The sequence below is a fragment of the Vibrio sp. G-C-1 genome, from assembly GCF_021728015.1.
GTDB lineage: Bacteria > Pseudomonadota > Gammaproteobacteria > Enterobacterales > Vibrionaceae > Vibrio > Vibrio splendidus.
This window is the reverse complement of sequence record NZ_JAKKCR010000002.1, coordinates 308,605-324,894: the sequence shown is the minus strand read 5'-3', so window position 1 is coordinate 324,894 and position 16,290 is coordinate 308,605. Positions and strand designations below refer to the sequence as shown.

Here is a 16,290-nt window from a genome sequence, read left to right as displayed (position 1 = left end):
GCCACAACAAATGAGTAAAGCCACGCTCGAAAAAAAACAACAAAACCAATTACCGAGCCAATTCATTAGTTAGCCTGATAAAGGCTCAGTAAAAACTCACAGGGAGGTAGAAATCAAGCTCAAACACTTCATCACTATTGAGAAAATGGTTCCGATGATAATGCACATACGCAGGAGTCGAGCGCTGTTTGAAACCAGAAGCCGGTAACCATTTTTCCAATACCATACTGATCTGTGGTAGCAGCTCACCATAACGACCATTAAGTCGAAATACGGCATGCAAACCGCCTGGAATCACCATCTGGTTCACGACACCTCGATACTTGATCGGCTCATCTATCGCGATGCACGCGACATAACGACACTGATCCATTTCAACCCAAGCAGGGTTAGAGTGATGCAAGCCGAACTGACTCGAAAAATCACGCTGTTCAGAGTTCGCCCATGCTTTCAATATCAACCACGCATTACGAATGGATCGGTTATAGCCAGTATGTCGAACATAAGCTGCCATTCGGTCTGATACTTCAACAATTTTAGGTTCCGGTAACTCCCGCTGCGACACATTCAAATAGCCTGCCGCCACTTCGGGATCTTTCAGGTAAGGTTTTTCTGCAATCTGTAAATCATGCTTACGCCATTCTCCTGGCGACATATTAAAGGTCGCTTTAAATGCTCGGCTAAACGAAGACACAGAGCTAAAGCCACATTTATGGGCGATCTCAACCACAGACGAGCTGGTATCGAACATTAATTGATTGGCCGCATACTCCATTCGAGTGCGTCGAATGTATTGATGCAACGACTCCCCAACCACACTTTTGAACGTGCGATGAAAGTGTTGCTCTGAATACGCAGCAATCTCAGAGAGCGCTTTTGCCGACAAAGGCTGACTGATGTCTTGGTGAATATGGAACAAAACATCATTGATTCGGGATATGTGTTGTCGTGACATCGTTCAAATAGCATAAATGGACATATTTAAGAGCATAAACGGACACGCCAGTTTTTACAATTGCCGTGTAATATCAAGCGATAGAATAAAAACGATAAACGACGAGACACAACACATGGAAATCGCACAGTCATTACAACAGATTCAATCTTCATACATTCGAGAGATCTTAGCAGCCGCAAGCGATCCAAATGTTATTTCGTTGGCCGGTGGTTTACCCGATGCGAAAACATTCCCTATCGATTTAATGAAGCCTACGCTAGAAAACCTAGCGAACATGCCTGAAGTTTTCCAATACGGTTCGACCGCAGGTTATGGCCCGTTGCTTGATCACCTAACACAAAGCTACCAATTGCCAGAGTCACACACGGCAATGATTTGTACTGGCTCTCAGCAAGGTTTGGATTTGATTGCGCGTGCGTATGTTGACCCGGGTGATGTGGTTGTGATGGAAGCGCCAAGCTACTTAGGTGCGATGCAGGTGTTTGGCCTAGTTCAAGCAAACATCGCTACCGTGTCTCAAACTGAATTTGGCCCGAACCTAGATGAACTGGAAACATGCTTTGCCGAGCAAGCGCCAAAAATGTTCTATGCCGTGCCTGACTTCCACAACCCAACCGGCGTGTGCTGGGCAACAGAAACTCGTCAAAAAGTGGCTGAGCTGTGTATCAAATACAACGTAGCCTTCATTGAAGATGCTCCATACCGTGAGCTACGTTTCACTGGTACGGAACTGCCATTGGTTTCTTCGTTCTGCCCTGATAACTCTATCGTTCTTCGTTCATTCTCTAAGATTGCATCGCCAGGCCTACGTATTGGCGCGGTAACAGGCAAACGCAGCTACCTTGAGCCACTGATCAAAGTGAAACAAGGCGCTGACTTGCACTCAAGTGTACCCATGCAAGCGCTGCTTGTCGGCCTTCTAAAACATGAAGACTTCAACGTACATATGGAAAACATTCGCACACTGTACAAGTCTCGTTATGAGGTGCTGTTCTCAGAACTAGAAAAACAACTGCCTGCAGATTGTGTGTTAAAAGCCGTCGATGGCGGGATGTTCATTTGGGTTGAGATCCCAGAGTGCGATACCTTCGAATTAGCTAAGACTTTGCTATCGAATGGCGTCGCGGTAGTACCAAGCCCTGTATTCTATCCAAAGGCTGATGAAGCTAAAGCTGCACTGCGCTTAAACTTCACCAACGCCAACCCAGAAGAATTGACGGAAGCGGTGAAACGCTTAGCGGAAGTACTGAACCAAGCGTAATCGCTGACGATACTGACCGCTTTGGTGATTGCCTGATCGGCTTGTTGCCGAGAAAGCCGCAACGAATCAGCATTAAGGGCCAATGTCATTCTCAACAAGAGAGTCACATTGGCCTTAATTTTAGGTCGCTATAAAACTCAGAAAGGACATCACTTTGCCTCATTGTATTATCGAACACTCATCCACTGTTGATGGTCAGCAACTCAATCAGAAAGTGTTTCTCGGCGCGATGGAATCTCAGTTGTTCTCACCAACAGGAGAAGACATCAAAGTACGCAGCCTTGCCTACCAGCATTACCAAACTGGTGAAGTAAAAGAAGACTTCGTGCATGTCTCTGTGCGTATTTTGTCTGGGCGTAACGAGAGCATTAAAACGATGCTCTCCAGGTCCATTTTGGATCAATTACTGACTCTTCCACTATCCAATGCTTCGCTGACCGTAGAGATCATTGATATAGAGGCAAGTAGCTATTCAAAAGCCTTAGTTTAAAGGCAAGTCACAAACGAACAGCCCCTCAAATAGAGTATTTTCAAAGCATTAGTTAGACAACATGGAGCAATAAATGGAAGTGGTGATTGGTAACAACCCTGAATTGATAATGAAAGCACAATCCATTCGTCATCAAGTCTTCGTTGTTGAACAAGGCATACCGCAGATATTGGATCTTGATGGGCTCGATCCTGTCTCACATCATGCACTCATCACCGATGAAGATAATTTAGTCGCGACTGCACGCTTGCACATTGATGAATCAGGACACTCAACTATGGCGCGAGTTGCTGTTCTACAGCCTTATCGAGGATCTGGTATCGCATCTGAAATTGTCACGGCACTTCTAAAACATGCCTCTGAACATGGTGCTAAAGTAATTGAAATCCACGCCCATCAATACCTAAAGAATTACTATGAAAAGTTTGGCTTTGAGTTCATTCGTGAAGTAGAAATCTTCGGGGAACACCAGCTCATTGAAATGAGATACAACATAAGTTCGTAGCCAAATATTCAATCAACAACAAGATATCACTACTTATCTGAGCTAAAACTGCTTATCAAATAGCTACCACCTCCACACATCTAAAACCACACTGGTAATAATGCTAAATAGCCCTACTTTTGGTTGGTTTTTGTCCTTCCTTGGCTTGGTTATACTGCGGCGGATTTTAATAAGCCAATATGGGCAAACCTGAGTAAATCAAACTCAGTATGTATCATAAAAGGCAACCGCTCTGGATTTACGTTCCAGCTCGCAGAAAGGAAAAACCATGTCTCAATATGTTGTATGTGCTCTGTATAAATTCGTAGCACTTGATGATTACCAAGAAATTCGCCAGCCACTCACTGACGTGTTAGAAGCTAACCAAATCCGTGGTACTTTGCTACTTGCGAGCGAAGGCATCAACGGCACTGTTGCAGGAAAGCGCGAATCTATCGACGCTCTTCTTCAATGGTTCAAACAAGATTCTCGTTTGGCTGATGTTGTTTACAAAGAGTCGTTCAACGAAGAACAACCATTCAACCGCACCAAGGTTAAGCTTAAGAAAGAGATCGTAACCATGGGCGTTGAGGGTATCGACCCACGCCACGTTGTCGGCACTTACGTGAAACCAAACGAATGGAACGCTCTGATTTCTGATCCTGATGTGATTCTGGTTGATACTCGCAACGACTACGAAGTCGATATCGGTACATTCAAAAATGCTGTAAACCCAAACACAGAAACCTTCCGTGAATTCCCTCAATACGTTGAAGAAAATCTCGATCCTAAGAAACACAAAAAAGTCGCGATGTTCTGTACTGGCGGTATTCGTTGCGAAAAATCAACAGCCTACATGAAAGAGCAAGGCTTTGATGAGGTTTACCACCTTGAAGGCGGCATTCTTAAGTACCTAGAAGAAGTACCAGAAGAAGAGAGCATGTGGGAAGGCGACTGCTACGTATTTGATGGTCGTGTTGCAGTAAACCACCAGCTAGAAAAGAGCGGTTACGATGTGTGTAACGCGTGTCGTCTGCCAATCACTGACGAAGACAAAGCCTCTGAGCACTTCGAGAAAGGCGTAAGCTGCCCTAAGTGTATTGATAAGCACAGCGATGAGCAGAAAGCCCGTTTCCGCGAACGTGAAAAGCAAGTTCAACTGTCGAATGCTCGTGGCGAAACCCACGTAGGTGGCGAAGCCGCTCACCTTATCGATCAACGTAAGAAAGAAAAGCTAGCACACAAAGAGCAGCAACGCTCTGGTAAGAAAGCGAAGTAGTTTTTAGTATTACGAAAATAACAAAGGGCATCAGCGAATCCACAATGGAACGTTAATGCCCTTTTTTGATCCTGTTCTCGCTTTGTGTTTTGAGCCACATTTCTTTCGATAAATTGCTTCTATACTGTTAATAATCCGACTAGAGAGGAAGTGCCAATGCTCAATGAAAACCATGCCTTTATCTTAGATTTCCCAGATCTTAAATTAGACATTGTTCAGCTCAACCACGACGACGAAAAATTCAAAGCAGACATGCAGAAATACCACCAACTCGACTACGACATCCGTCAGCTAGAAATCTCTGGCAGCCCTATCGATGACGACAGCATGCACAACCTCAAAGTTGAACGCATGGCGCTAAAAGACTCGCTACACAAACAGCTCACGCGCCACCACGCACTTAAGATCGTATAGAAAAATCAGGCCAAAACTCTATTTTAAGCCATGCATCACGCATGGCTTTTTGGTTTCATCACATCGCAAATCTAAGCTAATTCGGCGCCTTCAATTATGTTACTGTTTGCTTATTCAAAGGCGTTTGATAAGGAAGCGGACACTGTGGCAAGACAAGAAGAGAATATACAATTCCAGCTCGTTTCAAATCATGAATTCGAAGAACTGTTTACGTGTGTGAAACAAGGTATATTCATACACGTAGATGACGTTTTCGGTTGGGATGATGACTTTCAGCATCAACGCCTAATCAATGATTATCATCCCTCTTGGTTTCATTGGATATATCGCGAAAATGAGAGAGTAGGACTAGTCTGCTTTAAGCCTTATGACAACGCATTCCATATTCATCTGCTGATCATTTTCCCTCAAAACCAAGGCCGCTCACTTGGCAAGCAAGTCATGACTCTCATACATAAGAGAGCCATGGAAGAGCAACGAAGCCAAGTCACTCTATCGAGCTTTAGAAGTAACACTCGCGCCATTAGCTTTTATCAGTCACTTGACTACCGAGTTGTTGATGAAGGAGATGATGATTTTGTGGGATTGGCTCTCAACCTAGCTAACTCTCAGCCTCGCTAACCATAGAGAAAATACAGATAGCGAGTAGGTAGAGAGCGTTTACTTTAGCGCGCGCTTGAAATATCTAATTTCTCAATCAACGACGGAAAACCCCAACCGTTCTCGCCTTCGACCACAGGTTCTCCGGTCAAATACTCAAACAGCGTTGGCGCTAAAGATCCGTTAGCTTCAATTTTCAATTGCTGAGAGTTATCGCCAATTGGCGCTCCCCAGAATCCGATGAAAGCATCTTTCTCTAAGTAATCCTCACCAGCATGACGACCCGGCACCTTAGTGTTGTAGCCAATTCCCGCTTTAGGGAACAAGTTAACCGTGCCAGCCCTATCTTCAAGGTAGATATTAGCCAGTTGATTCACTGAATCTGGTCGAGGTGTTGGCTGCGTCAATGAAGTCCACTCAGCACTGCTACACCACGTTGTCACATCCGCTTTAACCGCTCGGTTAATACACTTGTCGACCAATTGAGAATACTGTGAAAAATCAGCTTCGCTTGGTGATGCTAGGTATGGATTTAACCTTTGCGTATTGAGTAAAATCGGCGCTCGATTGTCTTCCAATGACTCATAGAAAAGCTTGTCACCTTCACGTGTGATCAATTCATCGACCCGTTTTAAATCACGGTTGCCAATCACACGAACAGCGCAACGTTGTCGATCACATGTGCTTTCTCTTACGACCATATAATCAAGACTTTCAGGCAAGCGTTGTGCTATCTGATTAATGATGTCGATATTCTGACCAGCTGGCGCTGCAATCGGAGACCACTGCGTGAGTTCTTGGTAAACCGGCTGAACCTGCCACCCTTGAGCCGAATTAAAGAAGTCCATCATGAAGTTACCACCAGCCGTCGAGGCAACCACCACATCCAATTCCTTCGAGCTTGGGTAGCTTAGAGCATTGGTGATTTTAGGCCCTTCCCCCTCGTCCGAAGATATTTTCTTAACCACAATGGGATACTCTAGCTCGGCTTGTAAGCCTTCGAATACCTGCTTTTCGGGGTTGAGCGCGTAGAACACTGGCGTTAAACCATGATCTCCTGCCATGCCCCATAGCGTTTTATCGTAAACGCCTGCACTGCGGTAGGTCGCTTCAATCTGGCGAATCCAATAGTCCAGTCGGTTAAGCTCTCCCGTCGGCATCAGAATTTCGTCACTAAAAGGACCGGTAAAGTGTGCGAAGTGATCCGGCCATGGGTTATAAACCAAGGTGTAGTCTGGCATCCCTTTTCCATCTAACACGGCAAACTGAGTGATCGACTGTTTAACCAGAGCTCTCTTTGAAAACTTAGTGAAAAAATCAAAGCCAGATATAGACTGATACGCTTCAATATCTTCAATCAAGGCTTGACGCTTTTCTTGCAAAACCACTTCGACTTCTGAACGTTCTTGAAGCTCTTTAACGCAACGTTTCTCACCATAATCACGGAGTGACTCACCCAAACCTAGGTTTACTAGCCCATCGTAAGTGGTGTGAGCATTCCAATCATATTGAGCGTTGCAGTTCAGCGTTTTGAGGTAATCAAGGCGATCAAACATGGTCTGCACCTTGTTGTTTGCCATCAACACATCCAACTGCAGGGCATCATTGCCGAAGAAGTAATAAGCTCGGTCGATCTCTCGGTCAACAAAGTGGAAATTAGGGATACCCGTACCACCGTTACCAGACACTTTTGCGCCCGTTTTGATGATCGGTAGATTACGTACGCTTATCGTCGGAGTAGAAGAGATACCCACTCGGCTTATATTATTTCGATTCTCTTGATAGAGTTTTTTGAAGAACGGAAGATAATTCGGATCACGGTAGGTTTGTTCAGACAGAACCTCCATGAACCTCACCTGCTGTTGATGCTCAGGCTCAATCACCGTTTCTAGCTTAGGTTTGTATTGCGCTCGGTTTTTATGATTTTGGTAAGCAACAGAAATGAAAGGTGAATCTTCATCGACCAAGCCTTCGATCAAACCCTGCTGTAAACCGTCGACGGTCACTTGGACCGCAAAACGTTTGTGCTGTTGGGATTCTAAGAATTGTATTAGCGCATCAGGCTGGTCACTGAACGCTTGTTGCATCCAATCATCGAGCGCTTCTGCACGTTCTTCTTTAAACACAAACTGTCGGTAGGCTTTCAGCAAGTTTAAGCGCACAAAATCAATAAGCGTGATGGTAAGAGCTTGTGCTTTGTTATTCGGCTTATCAGCGTTTTCTGGTTTACCATCTTCTGCAATCGCCAACATTGCAGACTTCATGTCGCCGTCATCCATTCCCAATGCCGCTTTACCGATCAAATCAACAATGATCGGTTGAATCTGAGCGATGATCGCTAGATCTTCAGGGCTATTGGTTAAGTATGTGTAATTCGCAGGGAGCGTGTCCATATCCTGCCAAACACCAATTTCGAATAACGCATCGTAGATAACCACCATGTTAGCAATGAACTGCTCATCGATACGAATACCTTCATGATGTCCCGTTGCTTCAGTCGAGGTATCTGGCTCGTGATGCTCTGAGGTTGGCTTATCTCCAACATGATAGAGGCTATGTTCAAAGCCCTTTAGCGCCTGCTTATCATAAACCGTCGACAAGTAAGATTTGAACACATCTTCACTGCCCAAGCCTGAATAGCGGTCGTAATAACTATAGAGAAAATAACCCAGAGGAATTGAGTACGTCGGGTTAGATAACTGAGCAACGACTCTGGCTTTTGTTTTGACATCTAAAGGGAGAGCGAGAATATACGCATCTAATGTAACTCCACCAATAGTGAAAAGAGCTGCATCACGAGTGAGTTTGGCAGAATAACTTAGGCTTGAAAGCACCTGATTTTTCAACACTTCACTGGAGCTAAAAACGCCACCAATGACGGGCGTTGTTGATATATCAGCGGCACTCGGAGCTGACGCAACCGCCAACGATAAGACACTGAATAAACTGGCGTAACTGCGAACGTGAGAATAAGAGCTCATCAAATTTCCTTTAGATCAACACACTTCTATAAATGCGACTTATTGTTTCAGTTTGCATTTATTAGTCAACCTATGAAAACGTTTGTTTTCTGATTCGAAGAGCTCTTATTGTTATGAAATGTTCATTCTTACTAATATCTCTACGACTTTACCGCATAGCCAAAGCCCGAAAGCTTTCTAATGTTAGACGACAGCTATTCCTTAATTAAACGCCCTAGCCACTCGCCCGTTGCTGCTCAATTCATAATGGCCAATATAGGCTGGGATAAATACCGATTGCCCTTTAGTAAGGGTTAAATGCTCACCTTTCTGACTCATTAACGTTAAATCATCGTCTATCGCCATTAAAATTTCAGCACCGCTTGTGATGACTTCTTCTTGATGAGGGCGATGAAAGATATTGAAATCAAAATCACTGACAGGAATATCATAGCTATCACATTGCCCCAGTTTTGAGGGCGCTAACAACAAGCGTTCGAACGGAATTGGCGTGAATTTTGTGCAGGCGACTAACTCAGCGACATCAATGTGTTTTGGCGTTAAACCGGCTCGTAGCACGTTGTCTGAATTTGCCATAATCTCAAGCCCGGTTCCCTTAATGTAAGCATGCGGAGTGTTTGCATTCAAATACATAGCTTCACCTGGCTTCAATGTGATCAAGTTAAGCAACAGAACACAAAACAGACCGATATCGTTCGGGTACTGGTGGCTAAGCTCAGTAACCAAAGCAAACTCAGCTTGGTCTTGATGAGATGCTGCATAAGTCAGAAGTTGCTCTAATGCTCTGAGTTTACGTTGGTCATCTAGAGTTAACAGATCACGAAAAAACGCTTCTAAGCCTAGAGAATCAAGATTGCTACCAAACTCTTCAACCAAACCAGCTAGCTCGATCGAATCCAGCGCTTTGAACAGGCCTAATATTTCATCGAATTCTCGAAAGCCATTCATCGCTTGGTATTCAGTGATCGCGTAAACCAATTCAGGTTTGTGGTTCGAGTCTTTGTAATTACGATGCCCTGCGGTCAGAGGAATGCTTGCTTGCTCTTCTCTAGCAAAGCCAATTTCAGCTTGGCGCTTGTTTGGGTGAACCTGAACAGACAACGCTTTTTCTGCAGCCAAGATCTTAAACAAGAACGGTAGCTCACCGAACTCCTGCGCAATATCGCTTGATAGATAAGCGGGTTTATTCTTGTTAATCAATTCAGATAGAGGCACCAAATGTTGGTCCAGCTTGACCATTGAGCAACCTTTTGGATGCGCTCCCATCCAAACTTCCGCTTGCGGCTCTTGTGACTCATTCTTAAAGCCAAACAGTTCACGTATCGAAGAAATACTCCCCCATGCATAATTTTGGATGGTGTTTTTCATTGGGAAAAATGAGTGTTCTGAGAAGTGGCTGAGTGACATGGCGTTTTCCGTAGTGAGCCCTTTGAACACAATTCAGAGAGCTGATTCTAATAACGTAAATAATTAGAAAGACTACAGAGAGCAGCTAGAACCCACATGAGATGAGGTCTTAGACGCAATAGGAAAAATTCTTAGAAACAGGTGAGATCGATGAAAAGCGTGAAAAGAGTCACATTTGAATATTACGTGTAGAAAGCGCTTGGAATAAGATAGCTGCTTGTATCGCACTGGTTACAATAGCGAAGCAAGCAACAATACAAACACCAGCGACTATCTTGTTATCGGGAAGAGTCCTTAAAAACCAGAGCGAACCTCTGCACTTTTCTGAGGTGATTGAGCTTGTAGGAAAGGCAGTAGCAGCAAGCCAATAACGGCCGCACAAGTCGAGATGGTAATGAAGAATCCACTCCAGCCATAAGTTTCTAGAACGAGCGCTAATGGGTAACCAGAAAGTGCTGCACCCATGTAAGCAAACAAGCCAACAAAACCTGTCGCCGCCCCAGCAGAGTCTTTGTGCGAGCATTCTGCCGCCGCCATGCCAATAAGCATTTGAGGACCAAAAACAAAAAAGCCGACACAAAACAGCCCAGCAGCTTGAAACACAAAATTGGTTAAAGGCATCAACCACAATGCAGAAACTGAAAGAAATATGCCGATGGCAAACAAAATATTCATTGGACCGCGGTTGCCACCAAACAGCCTATCCGAGCCCCACCCAGCAACAAGTGAACCAACGAAACCGCCAATCTCAAACAGAGACAAGGCAGCGTTGGCGTTTATCAAACTGTAATTGTGTTCTTCGGTTAGGTATAAGTTACCCCAGTCGTTGACCGCCGTTCTTACGATGTAAACCAGCACATAGCTAAAGGCGAGCAACCAAATGTACTTATTGCTGAACACATAGGTTTTCAATATTTCTCGATAGCTTAACCCTTGTCCATGGTTCTCTTGCGCCAACTCTAGGTGGTCACTGCGCCACTTCCCTACCGTCGGGAGTCCCATGGTGGTGGGCTTGTCACGTAAGCGCCAGCAAACGATAAGACCGATACATACACCAATCACCCCCGGCCAGATAAACCCAGCTCGCCAACTGAATTGCAGCGTTAGATAACCCACGAGAATAGGAATGAGCGCCCCACCAACGTTGTGTGCTGTATTCCATATAGCCCAGCGAAAGCCTCTTTCGGAGCGAGAATACCAAGTCGTCAATAACTTGGAACACGATGGCCAGCCCCAACCTTGGAACCACGCATTCAGTACCCAAAGCGAGATGAAAGCCGCTAACGAACTCGAAAAGCCAAACGCGATGTTTATCAGACCAGTCGCGATTAGGCCAAGCCCCATGAAGTAACGAGGGTTTGAACGATCCGATATCGTGCCTGATATAAATTTAGATAAGCCATAAGAAAGATAAAAGAGCGTGCCAATTAAGCCGATATCGCCTTTGTCCAAGCCAAGGTCGGTGATCATGGCTGGCGCGGCATAATTAAAGGTTTTACGAGTAAAGTAAAAACCTGCATAGCCGACATACATACCTATCATGATGTGGAGGCGCCAGTAGCGATAACTCTGATTGACCTCATCATCAGTTAGAGCATCACTCTTTGACATTGTTGAGCGCAGAAATCCAAACATATTCGTTCTCACACTTTAGGTAATGTAACGCTGATATTGGTACCCGAAGATGAGCCATTAGCGTTGATTGTCATCTTGCCACCGAGCGCCTGAACTCGCTCTTGCATACCACGAACCCCCATTCCCTTGAGAAGGTCTTGCGCTGTAAAACCAACGCCATTGTCTGAGATCCGAAGATAAGCCTGATCATCTAGAATCAGTTCAATTCTGATTTCGCTCGCGTTGGCGTATTTAGAGGCATTGTTTAGAGATTCTTGGCACAGCCTGAAGATAGTGACCTTGAGCGTGTCACTCAAACACGAGTAATCACCTTGCCAATTTAACTGGATATCAACGCCGTGATCCGAAAACTCCATCTCTCGAATAAGCTGTTCCACGGAATCTTTTAGGTCAAGATCGTCCAACATCTTAGGTCTTAGTTTTGTAAGTAGGCGTTTGGTGGTGTCATAAACATTCAAAGACAATGACTCAATCGTCCCCGCACAGCGAACGCTCATCTCAGCCGCATCGACACGTTTAATAATGCTTGCCTGCGTACGAATTGCCGTGATGTTTTGGCCAATTTCATCATGCAGCTCACGCGCAATATCACGACGAACCGACTCTTCAGCTGTTATTAGCTGGCGTGAAAGGTTTTGGTTTCTGGAAAGCTCGCTTCGCAATTTGGAGTTGAGATCTTTCTGCTTTTGAACCGCAAGGCCCAGCAATATACCGGTAATAGTTTGAGCCGATAGAGACAAGAGTAAGTCGGTAATTTCGAGTTTGGACGTTCCGCTATGAGCAGCAATCAGCGCAACACTGTTTAACAGGGTCGCCAGTAAAGCGCCTTGCCATCCGTAACGTACGGCCAGCAAGATAATAGGGATCGCCATACAAAATGGGGCGAAGCGCCTTAGTTCATCAGGCAAGCTGGTTTGTATCAAAATACTGGCCACCAGCAACACACTGTATAAAGCGATGTGACGAATTTTGAACTCTACAACATTATGGATTAAGTAAGAGCTCAGTGGCGCCCACTTATTTTGGAATAGATAGTTCCAGACCAGATAACACATAGGCACCAGCATCAATCCACCCGTGATACTCGCTAACCACACCATGTAAACGGCTGGAACATGAGAACCCACCACGGCAACGTTAATTAATGCGGTAACCATGATTAAGCTCGCCATCACTAACAAGTGACGATTTTGATCACCATAGTAATAACGCTTGGCAAATAGAGTGGCAGGAATACTTAATCCACTGGCGACTAGTATGGTCAGCCATTGGGGTTCATCAAGCAATAACGCTAAAGCGATCGCAAGTCCCCACTCTGCAATATAGATAGCAGGCCAATAGTGAGTGCGAGTGTGCAGCGTCATTCCCAATCGAAGTGAGAATGGGAAAAGCAGAATGGCTAACTCAGGGTCATTAATAAAATAGAAGGCAATAACCCATAAACAAAACCATGCACAGCCAGCCATAAAAACCCCACATAGTGAAGTGGCTAGATAGGAGCGCATTAGTACTGATCTTGAGTGAACAATTTAGCTAACTCAACGTTGTTCTTAACATTGAGTTTGTCCATCGCATTGGCACGGTGTACATGCACCGTTTTATGACTAACCCCTAGCTCAACGGCGATAGATTTCACATCGAGCCCTGTTGCCAATAACTGACACACTTCGCTTTCTCGGCGGGTGAGTTGGTTTAAAGAGGCTTTATTCTTCATGGGTGTCGCAAGCTTTATAGCGATATCGGGCGTGAGATAACAGCCACCATTTGCGCTCGTATGTACGGCTTGGATTAACTCATCTGGGCTACAGCGCTTACTGAGGTAGCCTTTAGCTCCTAACTCTAATGACTTCTCAACCATTGCCGGAGAGTCATGTACGCTCAGCATGATACTGGCAATGCCTGATGGAATTTCTTCCAATAAGCTCAAGCCACTTTCATCCTGCATTGAAATATCCAAGATAACGACATCAGGGTGACAACTTGGCAATCCGAGGCGCGCTTCTGCCGCAGAGTTAAATTCACCCACGACCGTAATATCAGTTTCAAGACTGAGTAATTGAGCAAAGCCCGAACGAACAATGACGTGGTCATCAACAAGCGCAACATTAATCATGATATTAACCAGAATTAAGAGTAAGAAAGAAAAATAGCCCCGACAGGAGCTATTTAATATTAAGTTTATTGATAGAGATGATACTGAATCGAACTAGCGATTGGTATGATCTCACGTGCTTTAATCAAATAAAGCACGTGAAACTATCTACCCGAAACTCTCTTTGCGAGAACAAGTACTCAGACAAGCTACGCGTTTTGAGCCGCTAGGTGCATCTTCTTCGCGTGACGAATCTTCTTCTCTTCCGCAATAGCAACGAACAACAGTAAAACAATACAAATGGCAGCAGAAGTATCGAGTGCTGCAAATGTCCCTTTCCAACCTGTTAAGCCGAAAATAGGCGTTCCGTCTGCAATCATGCCTAGGCCAAGTTTGGCAAAACTGTCACCAATTAGGTAAGCAAATGTGCCTTTCACGCCATCAGCCACACTGATTGCTTTCTTAGGAACAAAACCTACCGCAGCAACACCAATCAACAGTTGAGGACCGAATACTAGGAAGCCAAGTACGAATAGTGATGCTAGGTACATGAACTCGCTCGTTGCATGCTGATAAAACTCTAGAGATACAATAATCAGTCCAAGCGATACACAAGCAACTAAAGCACGACGTCCGTTAGCAAGGTCTGATAAATAACCCCACATTAATGTACCGACCAGAGCGCCAACTTCAAACAGAGTAAAGCCTGAAATAGCCGTTTCTTTTGATAGACCTAACTCTTGATACGCATAAACTGTAGACCATTGATCGATACCGATACGAACAATGTACAAAAAGATATTCGCGAAGCAGAGTAACCAGATCACTTTGTTTTTAAGGATATATTCAACAAAGATCTCTTTCTTAGTCATTTGATTTTCTTCAGCAATAGTATCTTCTTCGCTGATTTCTTCGTCAAACAACTCTTCAACCGTACCTAGACCGTATGCTTCTGGAGAATCATTACCAAAACGCATGCCAATAAAGCCGACCACAATCGCGATGATAGATGGGAAAACAAACATGCCAATTACGTTGCCATCAAATAGGTAGTTTGCGCCAAACAGAGCAACACCAGCAGCACCCGCACCACCCACGTTGTGCGACATATTCCAAAGACCTAAGTATGAACCGCGCTTATTACGAGGCGTCCATTTAGTGATGGTTGAGTAACTTGAAGGGCCACCCGTACTTTGGAAAAAACCACTCAATGCGTAGAAGGCAACCATCATGAATAAGCTAGCGCTGCCGCCACCCATACTGAAGCTGAAGCCCAACATGGCAATACCAGAAAGGACAAGCATGAATGGCAGGAACTGCTTGGTGTTTTTACCATCGGCGTAATAGGAAACGACGGTTTTACCAATACCATAAGTAATTGAGAAACCAAGACCGATAAGACCTAGATCGGTCATTGATAACCCATAAGTAGAAATCATGTCGTTTTGCGCGACATTGAAGTTCTTACGGATCAAATACATGGTTAGATAACCAATGAACACGACTAGGTAAGATTGTAGGAAGGGTTTAAACCACATTTTTCTTCTAGTTTCGACCGGAAGATCCAGTGTCGGTTTTCGAACCTGATCTAGGAACTTTAACATTGTGAACTCTCTTATTATTTATGAGGTCTGCACGGCATAATTGCGACCATGCATTCTTTGTTAGTTGACCGTGAAATAATAAGGAGTCTAAAAATCGACCGCATGAGAGAGGGTCTTAGAATAACTAGGAAAAATTCCTAGTTCAGAATTGGGAGTCAAGAAAGCGTGAACAGCATCACTTTGTTTACGGTCTGTTATGTATTGATATTACGATAACAAAAGTTACTCATTTCAAGGCTGATGAACTTTATAAACGAACAGACACAAGTGAAACACTTCGCCTAAAAAAAGCGCCAGTGTCGATTCATCACCATCAAACTCCATGGCATGATCAATACTGGCTCAACTTTCATTCCTATTAAAATAGATTCAATAGGCTTGTTACGCTTTGCGCGAATCGAACTACAATCGTTTACCGCTGCCGTCTTCCCACATCACTTCGCATTCATCTTTGATAGCTGCTTTCAATAGTTCGACTAGCGGAAAAGCTCGGCTACCGATATTAACAGGCGCTTCAACAACCTCTTCTTCATTGTCGTCATCCGCATTTTCTTGCTCTACCGGTTTGCTCTGCTCAGCGGCGATCGCAGCACGTAAGTTGTTTAGTGCTTGAGGGACCGCTGAAGCATCAATGGCTCCTGGGATTGCGCCACTATGTCCAAGCATCTTAATGAACTGAAGACCTACCTCACCAAACATCGTGACGCTAGCATGAGCCTTGCAACTAAAGGTAATTAACATAATGAGCCTCTATCAAATTTAGGTATCTATAAACATTTAGCTATCTACAAGCATTTAGCTATATACAAACTATGTTGAGTAAATCATTGGAAAGCAAGTACATAATAACTAAATCGCTTTTGCCAAATCGAACCTTGATTATCCTCACGCTCGGACAAGCTTGCGCCATCAGTGATACACATCACTATTTATTATCGGTTGATTACTTTTTAATATAAAACCTTGATAACAATCACACTAAATAGCCCTCTAAATCTCCGCGTAGCTTATTATCTAATCTACTATTAACTCCATTATCAAAATCTTTGGCACAAATCACATGAAAAGGCTGGTCGGCAGACACC

Annotated in this window: 14 protein-coding genes; 6 read left to right on the top strand and 8 right to left on the bottom strand. The window is 44.3% G+C overall.

Annotated features, from left to right (window positions below; translation table 11 throughout):
- Positions 1–85 precede the first annotated feature (85 nt).
- Positions 86–955: a helix-turn-helix domain-containing protein gene (locus L3V36_RS04575; RefSeq protein WP_017083000.1), complete on the bottom strand. Its 870-nt coding sequence runs from the start codon at positions 953–955 to the stop codon at positions 86–88.
- Positions 956–1,070: 115 nt separating this feature from the next.
- Here L3V36_RS04575 and L3V36_RS04570 point away from each other — a divergent pair, with 115 nt between their 5' ends.
- From L3V36_RS04570 to L3V36_RS04545, 6 genes are all read left to right on the top strand, one after another.
- Positions 1,071–2,219 (top strand): PLP-dependent aminotransferase family protein, encoded by a 1,149-nt coding sequence (locus tag L3V36_RS04570; RefSeq protein ID WP_017082999.1) that lies wholly within the window; start codon positions 1,071–1,073, stop codon positions 2,217–2,219.
- A gap of 154 nt (positions 2,220–2,373) precedes the next feature.
- A complete protein-coding gene (locus L3V36_RS04565; protein ID WP_102447851.1) occupies positions 2,374–2,709 on the top strand; it encodes a 5-carboxymethyl-2-hydroxymuconate isomerase in 336 nt (111 codons plus the stop codon).
- A 73-nt stretch (positions 2,710–2,782) separates the two neighbouring features.
- Positions 2,783–3,214, top strand: coding sequence for a GNAT family N-acetyltransferase (locus tag L3V36_RS04560; protein ID WP_102447850.1), 432 nt, complete (start codon positions 2,783–2,785; stop codon positions 3,212–3,214).
- A gap of 268 nt (positions 3,215–3,482) precedes the next feature.
- On the top strand, positions 3,483–4,472 hold the full coding sequence (locus L3V36_RS04555; protein ID WP_017089989.1) for a rhodanese-related sulfurtransferase: 990 nt from the start codon (positions 3,483–3,485) through the stop codon (positions 4,470–4,472).
- Positions 4,473–4,628: 156 nt separating this feature from the next.
- Complete coding sequence (locus L3V36_RS04550) at positions 4,629–4,886, top strand: YdcH family protein (RefSeq protein ID WP_010432560.1); 258 nt, start codon at positions 4,629–4,631, stop codon at positions 4,884–4,886.
- Between the two features lie 96 nt (positions 4,887–4,982).
- Positions 4,983–5,507, top strand: coding sequence for a GNAT family N-acetyltransferase (locus tag L3V36_RS04545; protein WP_208774421.1), 525 nt, complete (start codon positions 4,983–4,985; stop codon positions 5,505–5,507).
- A 44-nt stretch (positions 5,508–5,551) separates the two neighbouring features.
- Here the strand turns inward: L3V36_RS04545 and L3V36_RS04540 are convergent, their stop codons facing one another.
- From L3V36_RS04540 to L3V36_RS04510, 7 genes are all read right to left on the bottom strand, one after another.
- Positions 5,552–8,467 carry an alkaline phosphatase family protein gene (locus tag L3V36_RS04540; RefSeq protein ID WP_208774423.1) on the bottom strand — a complete coding sequence of 972 codons (2,916 nt, stop codon included), beginning with the start codon at positions 8,465–8,467 and terminating at the stop codon, positions 5,552–5,554.
- A gap of 201 nt (positions 8,468–8,668) precedes the next feature.
- Positions 8,669–9,874: a mannose-6-phosphate isomerase, class I gene (gene manA / locus L3V36_RS04535; RefSeq protein ID WP_102457847.1), complete on the bottom strand. Its 1,206-nt coding sequence runs from the start codon at positions 9,872–9,874 to the stop codon at positions 8,669–8,671.
- Between the two features lie 294 nt (positions 9,875–10,168).
- Positions 10,169–11,509 (bottom strand): MFS transporter, encoded by a 1,341-nt coding sequence (locus L3V36_RS04530; RefSeq protein ID WP_208774425.1) that lies wholly within the window; start codon positions 11,507–11,509, stop codon positions 10,169–10,171.
- Positions 11,510–11,517: 8 nt separating this feature from the next.
- Complete coding sequence (uhpB, locus tag L3V36_RS04525) at positions 11,518–13,014, bottom strand: signal transduction histidine-protein kinase/phosphatase UhpB (RefSeq protein WP_032545887.1); 1,497 nt, start codon at positions 13,012–13,014, stop codon at positions 11,518–11,520.
- Positions 13,014–13,622, bottom strand: a complete 609-nt coding sequence (gene uhpA / locus L3V36_RS04520) for a transcriptional regulator UhpA (protein WP_004732761.1) — start codon at positions 13,620–13,622, stop codon at positions 13,014–13,016. The genes uhpB and uhpA overlap by 1 nt, the downstream gene beginning before the upstream one ends.
- A gap of 188 nt (positions 13,623–13,810) precedes the next feature.
- Positions 13,811–15,205: a hexose-6-phosphate:phosphate antiporter gene (gene uhpT / locus L3V36_RS04515; RefSeq protein WP_208774427.1), complete on the bottom strand. Its 1,395-nt coding sequence runs from the start codon at positions 15,203–15,205 to the stop codon at positions 13,811–13,813.
- A gap of 402 nt (positions 15,206–15,607) precedes the next feature.
- Positions 15,608–15,946 carry a DUF1840 domain-containing protein gene (locus tag L3V36_RS04510; protein WP_017077035.1) on the bottom strand — a complete coding sequence of 113 codons (339 nt, stop codon included), beginning with the start codon at positions 15,944–15,946 and terminating at the stop codon, positions 15,608–15,610.
- Positions 15,947–16,290 lie beyond the last annotated feature (344 nt).

What these genes read in the sequence shown, in the direction of transcription:
- uhpB (WP_032545887.1), bottom strand. Translation starts at nt 13,014, where the DNA reads ATGCGCTCCTATCTAGCCACTTCACTATGTGGGGTTTTTATGGCTGGC.
- L3V36_RS04555 (WP_017089989.1), top strand. Translation starts at nt 3,483, where the DNA reads ATGTCTCAATATGTTGTATGTGCTCTGTATAAATTCGTAGCACTTGAT.
- uhpT (WP_208774427.1), bottom strand. Translation starts at nt 15,205, where the DNA reads ATGTTAAAGTTCCTAGATCAGGTTCGAAAACCGACACTGGATCTTCCG.
- manA (WP_102457847.1), bottom strand. Translation starts at nt 9,874, where the DNA reads ATGTCACTCAGCCACTTCTCAGAACACTCATTTTTCCCAATGAAAAAC.
- uhpA (WP_004732761.1), bottom strand. Translation starts at nt 13,622, where the DNA reads ATGATTAATGTTGCGCTTGTTGATGACCACGTCATTGTTCGTTCGGGC.
- L3V36_RS04530 (WP_208774425.1), bottom strand. Translation starts at nt 11,509, where the DNA reads ATGTTTGGATTTCTGCGCTCAACAATGTCAAAGAGTGATGCTCTAACT.
- L3V36_RS04575 (WP_017083000.1), bottom strand. Translation starts at nt 955, where the DNA reads ATGTCACGACAACACATATCCCGAATCAATGATGTTTTGTTCCATATT.
- L3V36_RS04540 (WP_208774423.1), bottom strand. Translation starts at nt 8,467, where the DNA reads ATGAGCTCTTATTCTCACGTTCGCAGTTACGCCAGTTTATTCAGTGTC.
- L3V36_RS04545 (WP_208774421.1), top strand. Translation starts at nt 4,983, where the DNA reads ATGTTACTGTTTGCTTATTCAAAGGCGTTTGATAAGGAAGCGGACACT.
- L3V36_RS04510 (WP_017077035.1), bottom strand. Translation starts at nt 15,946, where the DNA reads ATGTTAATTACCTTTAGTTGCAAGGCTCATGCTAGCGTCACGATGTTT.
- L3V36_RS04570 (WP_017082999.1), top strand. Translation starts at nt 1,071, where the DNA reads ATGGAAATCGCACAGTCATTACAACAGATTCAATCTTCATACATTCGA.
- L3V36_RS04560 (WP_102447850.1), top strand. Translation starts at nt 2,783, where the DNA reads ATGGAAGTGGTGATTGGTAACAACCCTGAATTGATAATGAAAGCACAA.
- L3V36_RS04550 (WP_010432560.1), top strand. Translation starts at nt 4,629, where the DNA reads ATGCTCAATGAAAACCATGCCTTTATCTTAGATTTCCCAGATCTTAAA.